Raw genomic sequence first — 8,848 nt, 5'->3', positions numbered from 1 at the left:
GTCCGTTTCACACCTTGTCCCATCGGGCTCTCCATTTATGTGGGGGAAAGGTGTAAACCATATTCAGGACGGGACACAGCACACAAAAAGGGCTACCGCATCGGGAGCCCTTTTCACATAAAAACAAGCAAGCATCCCCTAGGAGAGCGCCAACCCGATGGAGAGCAACAGGCTGAACAGGAAGGCGCTGATGGCGGTCTTCTTGAGGGCACCGGTCAGCACCTCGCCATCGTAGCTTTCACGTAGGGTACGCGCAGCATCGGTGAGGGGCTTCATGGCAGGCAGGAAGATCCAGGGCCAGAAACTGGCGGGCTGGGTCAGCAGGAAGGCGATGGTGCTGACCAGCGCCGCCCCCAGTAACAGCCAGTGGTAGGCGATGGCACGGTTGCGACCCAGCCGCACCGCCAGGGTGATCTTGCCGCTGACCGCATCCGTCTCTATATCCCGCACATTGTTGATGTTGAGCACGGCGGTCGCCAGCAGGCCGCAGGCAGTGGCCGGCAGCAGCAGATCCCACGCCAGAGTCTTGGTAAACAGATAGTAGGAACCGAGTACCCCCAGCAGACCGAAGAAAAGGAACACCGAGATATCCCCGAACCCGCGATAGCCGTAAGGGGTCTTGCCCACCGTGTAGGTGATGGCCGCGACTATGGCTGCGCCACCCAGCACCACGAAAGTGAGGATCTGCAGCCACTGATCGCCAAAAGCGCAACCCAGCAGAGAGAGGCCGCTCACCACAGCAGCCAGGGCGGTCAGCCCCATGGCCACGCACATCTGCTTTTGGGTGATGAGACCCGAGACCACGGCGCGCTGAGGACCGATCCGCTCGCCATTGTCCGCACCGGATACCGCATCCCCGTAATCGTTGGCCAGATTGGAGAGGATCTGCAGCAGTATGGCGGTCAGCAGGGAGAGTGCCATTATGGTGCCATCGAAGGCCCCACGACTGGCCGCCAGCCCCGAGCCCAGCAAAATGGAGGAGCACGCGAGCGGCAAGGTTCGCAAACGCGCCGCCAGCAACCAGATAGAGAAGGTATTTGTCATATTGTGATGGCCAAACAATCAGATATTGATCGTGTTAAGGGTTATCGAACTGGATTTCGGTATACTTGGCGCCTCGGGAGGTAAGCTCCCCGGGCGATTTACATGGACGAATGGGCAGATAATATATAGGAATAATCGCTCCTTTGGCATAAACCAACGGCATCCTTCTGCAGGATTGACCGTCACTATCGGCTCATAGACGAAATCCATGTTGGCTCAGACCCATATCAAGCAACAACTGGACGCCCTGCGTCACAGCAACGCCAGCGGCTTCGTCCGGCTGCGCGTGGCGATCGAGGTCAGCTCCTTTCTGGGCTGGCTCGCGGCGCAGACTCTCTATCCCCGCATCTATTGGCACGCCAGAGGGCACGACAAGCCCGAGTATGTGGCGCTGGGTTGCATTCGGGAACTGACCCGTCCGCAAGACATACAACAGGTCTGCGAGCACGCCAACCAACCCTACGACGACAGCCCGCGCTACTACGGTGGACTGGCGTTCGATCCCGCCCAGCCCGGCTGGCAGGGATTCGGCCCCTGCCGCTTCGTGCTGCCCCGCATCGAGCTGGTGCGCCGGGGCGAGTGTGTCAGCCTCTGCCTCAATCTCTGGCTACCGGAGCAGCAAGGGGCGGCCGAGTTCGATGCCGAAATGCTGGCCGCCGAAGCTGCGCTTGATGCCCTGCTGCCGGAAGCACCGCTTTCCCCCTTGCTGCGGCGCGACTGGCAACGCCAGGATTGCCCTGCCCAGCCGCACTGGCAACAACTGGTGGAACAGGTCACAGCCCCCGATTTTCAGGCGCACACCCCCAAGGTAGTGCTGTCGCGGGAAAGCCGTCTTACCCTGGATGACACAAGGGCCGATGCCACACATGATGCCGGCAATGCCGTCTCCCCCTGGGCCCTGCTGGCACAGTGGGCACAGCATGCCCAGGACTGCTTCCACTTCGGCTTTCAGTTTTCCCCCGAGCAGAGCTTTATCGCCTGCTCCCCCGAGCGGCTCTACCGCCGGGAACAGGATCATCTCTTCACCGAGGCACTGGCAGGCACCATACGCCGCTCCGGCGACGAAGCGACCGATGCAGCCCTGGCCGCCGAGCTGCTGGCCGACAGCAAGAACCGGCTGGAGAACAGGCTGGTGCATGCCGACATCCTCAGTCGACTGGCCCCGCTCACCACGGGCGCCAGCCTGACCGAGCCGCGTATTCTGAAACTGCGGCTGTTGCAGCACCTCAAGTGCGATATAGAGGCCGAACTCAAGCCTGGTGTGTGTGACTGGCAACTGCTGGACGCCCTGCATCCGACCCCCGCTGTGGGCGGCGCCCCGCGCGAAGCCGCTCTGGCCTTCATCCGCGAGTTCGAGCCCCATGATCGCGGCTGGTATGCCGGCGCCTGCGGCATGCTGAGCCGGGAGACCTCGGAGTTCTCCGTCGCCATCCGCAGCGCCCGCGTCACGGCGCAGACCATCACACTCTATGCCGGGGCTGGCATAGTGGCGGGATCAGAACCCGCCGCCGAGTGGGCCGAACTCGACAACAAGATCGCCAATGTGCTCTCCCTGCTGGGATAGCGTTTTCTCATCGACCCCTCATTCAGCGAGAGCCTCATGTTTGCCAGTCAACATGCCACCTTCAATCACGTCTGGTCTTCCCTCTTGCTGGAAGAGCTCTATCGCCTCGGCGTGCGAGACATAGCGCTGGCCTCGGGCTCACGTTCCGCGCCGCTCACCATGGCCGCGGCCGCCCATGCCGGCTTTCGCCGCCACCTCCATTTTGACGAGCGGGGATTGGGGTTTATGGCGCTGGGGCTGGCCAAGGGCAGCGGTCGACCGGTGGCGGTGATCATGACCTCGGGCACAGCGGTCGCCAACCTTTGGCCGGCGGTGGCCGAGTCGCAACTCACAGGCGTGCCGCTGATTATCCTCTCGGCCGATCGCCCGCCCGAGCTTATCGACAACGGCGCCAACCAGGCGATCGATCAGCAGGGGATCTTCGGTCGCTACCCCGTCTATCAGCAGAACCTGCCGAGCCCCACCCCGACAATACCCGCAGCCTTCGTGCTGAGCTCGGTGGATCAGGCGCTGGCCCAGCAGGCGCTGACTCCCGGACCTGTCCATTTCAACTGCATGTACCCCGAGCCCCTCTATCCCGGCGATGAGTACCTGGATTTTTCCGACTATCTGGCCCCTCTCGGCGACTGGCTGCATTCAAGCGAGCCCTGGAGCCCCTGGCAGCAGAACGAGCAGATCTGTCCCCGCCAGCCCGATTGGGCGGCCTTGCAGGGCAAACGCGGCATCATAGTCGCGGGACGCATTCAGGATCCCGCCCAGGCGCAGGTGGTAGCCGAGCTGGCCGAGCGCCTCGGCTGGCCGCTGCTGGCGGACCTGCAGAGCCAGATCCGCTTCGATGCCCGCAACCTCATCCACATGGATCTCGCCCTGCAAAACAGCTGTTTCGTGGCCGAGCTGGCCCGCGCCGAAGTGTTGCTGCAATTCGGTGCCCGCCTCATCTCCAAGCGGCTCGGCCAGTTCATCAAGCAGCATCCCTGGCAGGATTACTGGCTGGTGGACCCGCAGCCGGCGCGACTCGATCCCGATTACCGGCTGCGCCGCCGTCTGGTGTGCGAGCCCGCCGTCTTCGCCGCGACCCACAAAGTGAGCACTCGCCACCTGCCCTGGCACCGGCTGGCGGAGCGCCAGCAGAGCGCCACCCGCCAGATCCGCAGCGCTTGCGATCGCTTCTCCGAGCTAGGCGTCTGTCATCGGCTGGGCAACCTGATTCAAGGCCAGTTGTTTGTCGGCAACAGCATGCCGGCCCGGCTGATGGACATGCTCGGCGAAGCGGGCAAGGGGCCGAGCCGGGTGATGACCAACCGCGGCGCCTCCGGCATCGATGGCCTCATCGCCACCGCCTATGGTTTTGCCCAGTCGAGCGAGCAGCCAACGACCCTGTTGATTGGCGATCTCAGCGCCCTGCACGATCTCAACAGTCTGGCCCTGCTCGGCAAATCGAGCCGGCCGCTGGTGGTGATCCTGCTCAACAACGACGGCGGCAGCATCTTTCGCATGTTGCCGGTGCCCACCGGCGATCGGCTGCTGGAGACCTACTACTGCCTGCCCCACGGCCTGCACTTCGAGCACGCCGCCGCCATGTTCGGCCTCCATTATCGGGCGCCAACCACGCTGGCTGAATTCGAGCAGGCCTACACAGCAGCGCTGAAAAAACCGGCGTTGGAAAAGAAAGTAACCCTGATTGAAATCAAGGTACCGAGCAGCGAAGTCGCCGAGGATCTCAAGGCACTGGGGGCGGCTATTCGTGGCCTCTAACCCGAACGGCCAGGAACTGCCTCTGGTACTGCTGCACGGTCTGCTCGGCGATGGCCGCGACTGGCAGCCAGTGATCGAAGCCTTGCATGGAATAGATTGCCACGCACTGGATCTGCCGGGCCACGGCAGCAATCAAGGGGTGAGTGTGACCGGCTTCGAGCAGGCTCATCAGTGGCTCTGTGATGCGCTAAAGGCACTCGGCATCGCGCAGTACCGACTGGCCGGCTATTCGCTGGGCGGGAGGCTCGCCCTCTATCATGCCAGCCAATCCCCTGCCGGATTGCAGGCCCTGCTGCTGGAAAATTGCCATACCGGCCTGCCGCTGGCCGAGCGGGCCGCTCGCATCGAACACGACGAGTGCTGGGCCCGGCGCTTCGAGCGCGAACCGCTGACAGAAGTGCTGGCCGACTGGTATCAGCAGGGAGTCTTTGCCGATCTCGACGAGGCCGCTCGCGCCCGCCAGATAGCCGGACGCCTTGGCAATCAGGGCCCGGCCGTCGCGACCATGCTGCGCGCCACCTCGCTGGGCCAGCAGCCGGACCTCGCGCCCTGGCTCGTCAGCACCCGGTTGCCGGTGAGCTGGATCTCCGGCAGCCGGGATCACAAATTCCATCAGCTGGCTTGCCAGTTGGTAAAGCAGGGCTGCAATATCAATCACTTGACCCTGGATGGCGGCCACAATCTGCACACCAGCCAGCCCGAGCGCTTTGCCTCGTGCCTACGCGACTGGATTGCGAGTACGCCATAAAACGGCATGACACCCTTTACCCGAGCCGGCGTCGCGGGCTTATCACCAACAAGAAAAAGAGAGTGCACATGATTGACGCAATGACGGAAGCGGGACTGTATACCCTCGTCCAGCATGACGATATTGCTCAACTCTATTGTTCAACTCTGCTCTACCAGATCAGAAGGAAAAAAATATGATTGAGGCAATGACGGAAGCGGAACTGTACGCACCTGTCGAGTGGCGCGATTGCTCCGCCGGTTACGAGGATATCCTCTATCACAAGTCCGGCGATGGCATTGCCAAGATCACCATCAATCGCCCTCAGGTACGCAACGCCTTCCGCCCCCGCACCGTCAAAGAGATGCTGCAGGCACTGGCCGATGCCCGCTATGACGATCATATCGGCACCATCATACTCACCGGCTTCGGCGAGAAGGCGTTCTGCGCCGGTGGCGATCAGAAGATCCGTGGCGACTACGGTGGATACCAGGACGACGAAGGCACTCACCACCTCAACGTGCTCGACTTCCAGCGTGACATCCGCACCTGCCCGAAACCCGTGGTCGCCATGGTGGCCGGTTACGCGGTCGGTGGCGGCCACGTGCTGCACATGATGTGCGATCTCACCATAGCGGCGGACAACGCCCAGTTCGGCCAGACAGGTCCGAAAGTCGGCTCCTTCGACGGCGGCTGGGGCGCCTCCTACATGGCCCGCATCGTCGGCCAGAAGAAGGCCCGCGAGATCTGGTTCCTCTGCCGCATGTACGATGCTGGCCAAGCGCTCGACATGGGGCTGGTCAACACTGTCGTGCCTTTGGCCGAGCTGGAGCGCGAAACCGTGCGCTGGTGCCGCGAGATGCTGCAAAACAGCCCGATGGCGCTGCGCTGCCTGAAAGCGGCCCTCAACGCCGACTGCGATGGCCAGGCCGGCTTGCAGGAGCTGGCGGGGAATGCCACCATGCTGTTCTACATGACCGAAGAGGGTCAGGAAGGGCGTAACGCGTTCAACGAAAAACGTCGTCCCGACTTCTCCAAATACAAGCGGAATCCCTGATGAAACTCGCTCTCTATCGCTACCAACTGCCTTTTACCCAGCCCCTGACCTTTCACGGCAAGGTGGAGGTGGCGCGAGAGGGCCTGCTGATTCGTGTTGACAAGGGCTGGGGGGAGATAGCCCCCCTGCCCGGTTTCTCCAAAGAGACGCTGGCCGAAGCGCAAGCCGAAGCGCTCGCTTGTCTGGATCAACTGGCTCAGGGACAGCCCATCTCGCCCCTGCTGCCTTCGGTGCAATTTGGGTTCGATTGCGCGCGCCGGATCTGGCCTGAACAGGCCGCCACCCTGCCCGCACCCTATCCCCTTATTCAAGGCTCCCCCCAGGAGCTGCTCAAACACTGGAAGGACTGGCTGCACCAGACCCCCAGCAAGGCCAAGCTGAAAGTGGCCCGTTACCCCATGCGCGACGAGCTGGCGCTGATCCGCCTGCTGTGCGATCGCATTCCCACTCTCAAGCTGGTGCTGGACGCCAACCAGGGCTGGACCCGTGAGGAGGCCTGGGCCTTCTGCGGTCACCTGGACCCAAACCGGATCGAATATCTGGAAGACCCTTGCGCCAACTTTGACGACATCGCCTTCGTGGCGAACCGCACCGGCATGCCGGTCGCCATCGACGAGCTGTTGGCACAAGGCAAACCCTGGGAGCCCATCCCGCAACTGAGAGCCCTGGTGCTCAAGCCCATGCTGCTTGGCTCGCTGGCCAACAGCGAAGCACTGGTGGCCCGTGCCCGCGAGCTGCGCCTGAAAGTGATCGTCTCCTCCTGTTTCGAGTCCGGGGTCGGCCTCGGCCAGCTTGCCCGTCTCGCGGGTGAATGGGCGCCGGATCAGGCACCGGGCCTGGACACCAAACGCTGGCTGGCAAGCGACCTGCTGGATACCCAGGGCAAACCCGACCTGAGTCTGCTGGAGCCCCTGTTTCACCGTGACTGAAGGGGCCTGCATGCTGCCGACATCTGACCATCACTCCCATTTAGAACCATGCCCGGTGCGCCACTGGGCACAAGCCGCGCCCCACCGGATCGCCATCCACACAGCAAGCCCCCTCAACTACCAGCAGCTGGATGCAAGGCTCAACAGCCTGTGCCTGCAACTGGAAGGGGCCGGCTTGAAAAGCGGCGACCGCCTGGCTGCCGTGGTGCGCGGCGCCCTGCCAGACGTCTTGCTGGCCTGGGCCTGCGTGCGCAGCGGTATCATTTTCTGCCCGCTCAACCCGGCCTTTCCACTGAGCAGACAGGCCGCACTGGCACAGCAGCTGGACGTGGCCGCCTTCTGGTCGGCCGATGAAATTCCGGTAGGAAGTGGGTGCCCACTGCGGCTGAATTTCAGCACAGAAGTGGCGGCTACCGAGCAGCCCTGGCCACTTGCGCCTGCCCAGTTGAACAACATGATCCTCACCTCCGGCTCCAGCGGTACACCGAAAGCCGTGGTGCATCGTCTCGCCAACCACTTGGCCTCGGCGCGAGGCTCAGCCTCCCTGATCCCGCTGGATGAGGAGTGCGGCTGGTTGCTCTCCCTGCCGCTGTTTCACGTCGGCGGCTACGCCATCCTGTTCCGGGTCTTTCTGGCAGGGGCCAGCCTGGTGCTGGACGAGCGCAGCCAGCCCCTCAAGACGCGCCTCGAATGCCAACCCATCACTCACCTGTCGCTGGTACCGACCCAGCTCTGGCGACTGATGGCTGAGGGTTTTGACCCCGCTCGCACCCGCTTGCGCGAGCTGTTGCTCGGCGGCGCCGCCATCCCGCAGCCGCTGGTCGATCGCCTCGCGGCCATGGGGTTCACCCCCAAGTCGAGCTATGGCTTGTCGGAAATGGGAAGCCAGGTCTGTACCGGCCTGCCGACCACTGCGGGCCTGGTCGGCAGGCCGCTGCCGGGGCGGGAAGTCTGCATTCAACAAGGGGAAATTTGCGTACGCGGTGACACCTTGTTTGCCGGTTATTTCAAGGAGGGCGTACTGGAGCGGCCGCTCGACGAGGCTGGCTGGTTTCACACCCGCGACCAGGGCCATTTTACTGCCAGCGGAGAGCTGGTGGTGGAGGGGCGGATCGACAATCTATTTATCTCGGGCGGGGAGAATATCCAGCCAGAGACCATAGAACAGCGGCTGGTGGATCACCCTGCCGTGGCCCAGGCACTGGTGGTGCCCATACCGAGCGACGAGTGGGGACAAAGACCCGCCGCCTTCATCGACTGGCATGGCGAACCTGTGCCCTATCCGGAGCTGGCCGCCTGGCTCAGGCAGACATTACCCGGCTTTATGGTGCCGGACCTCTGGCAACCCTGGCCGGACATGGGCGGGGCTCTCAAACCACAGCGAAAGCTGTATCAGCAGTCAATCTTCAAGCAATAAACCGCCATGCGACAAGATCTGGCACAACAGATCCATCCGCTCCGCACCGTATTCAACAAAACTCGCGAACGAGGCCAAAAACATACTCAGGCTGCAAGCTAAGTGAGAACGATTACATAAACGGCCATCTTTTTGAGTGTTTTTTGAACCAAATTAATAACCTGTAGTACCATACCCGCTGCCAGGCACCTCAATGGAAACCTAAATAATTGATAATTAAAGATATTGTAGTTTTTTCATTATTTGAACAACTGCCACATGATGGTAAAATGCACTCCTTGGGAAGGTGCGAATAAGCGGGGAAATTCTTCTCGGCTGACTCAGTCATTTCATTTCTTCATGTTTGAGCCGTTTT

7 protein-coding genes are annotated in these 8,848 nt (G+C 62.1%); 6 read left to right on the top strand and 1 reads right to left on the bottom strand.

Features of this window, described 5'->3' with window-relative positions:
* Positions 1-138: 138 nt before the first annotated feature.
* On the bottom strand, positions 139-1,044 hold the full coding sequence (locus OKC28_RS22560) for a 1,4-dihydroxy-2-naphthoate polyprenyltransferase (protein WP_058394859.1): 906 nt from the start codon (positions 1,042-1,044) through the stop codon (positions 139-141).
* Between the two features lie 208 nt (positions 1,045-1,252).
* On the opposite strand from OKC28_RS22560, the gene OKC28_RS22555 reads away from it, so the two are divergent.
* The 6 genes from OKC28_RS22555 (at position 1,253) to OKC28_RS22530 (ending at position 8,493) form a co-directional block, all read left to right on the top strand.
* The gene (locus OKC28_RS22555; RefSeq protein WP_270691139.1) at positions 1,253-2,608 is read left to right on the top strand and encodes an isochorismate synthase; all 1,356 of its coding nucleotides are present in this window, start codon (positions 1,253-1,255) and stop codon (positions 2,606-2,608) included.
* 36 nt (positions 2,609-2,644) lie between these two features.
* Positions 2,645-4,363, top strand: coding sequence for a 2-succinyl-5-enolpyruvyl-6-hydroxy-3-cyclohexene-1-carboxylic-acid synthase (gene menD / locus OKC28_RS22550; RefSeq protein WP_270691138.1), 1,719 nt, complete (start codon positions 2,645-2,647; stop codon positions 4,361-4,363).
* Positions 4,353-5,111, top strand: coding sequence for a 2-succinyl-6-hydroxy-2,4-cyclohexadiene-1-carboxylate synthase (menH, locus tag OKC28_RS22545; protein ID WP_270691137.1), 759 nt, complete (start codon positions 4,353-4,355; stop codon positions 5,109-5,111). Before menD ends, menH begins: the two co-directional genes overlap by 11 nt.
* A 175-nt stretch (positions 5,112-5,286) precedes the next feature.
* Positions 5,287-6,147 carry a 1,4-dihydroxy-2-naphthoyl-CoA synthase gene (gene menB / locus OKC28_RS22540; protein ID WP_059111589.1) on the top strand — a complete coding sequence of 287 codons (861 nt, stop codon included), beginning with the start codon at positions 5,287-5,289 and terminating at the stop codon, positions 6,145-6,147.
* Complete coding sequence (menC, locus tag OKC28_RS22535; protein WP_270691136.1) at positions 6,147-7,076, top strand: o-succinylbenzoate synthase; 930 nt, start codon at positions 6,147-6,149, stop codon at positions 7,074-7,076. The genes menB and menC overlap by 1 nt, the downstream gene beginning before the upstream one ends.
* Before the next feature lie 10 nt (positions 7,077-7,086).
* A complete protein-coding gene (locus tag OKC28_RS22530) occupies positions 7,087-8,493 on the top strand; it encodes a 2-succinylbenzoate--CoA ligase (protein ID WP_270691135.1) in 1,407 nt (468 codons plus the stop codon).
* The last annotated feature ends 355 nt before the right edge of the window (positions 8,494-8,848 follow it).

This window comes from Aeromonas sp. D3, assembly GCF_027705025.1.
Taxonomy (GTDB): Bacteria; Pseudomonadota; Gammaproteobacteria; order Enterobacterales; family Aeromonadaceae; genus Aeromonas; species Aeromonas salmonicida.
Note: the sequence above shows the minus strand (reverse complement) of the source record. Positions and strands in the feature narration are given on the sequence as shown.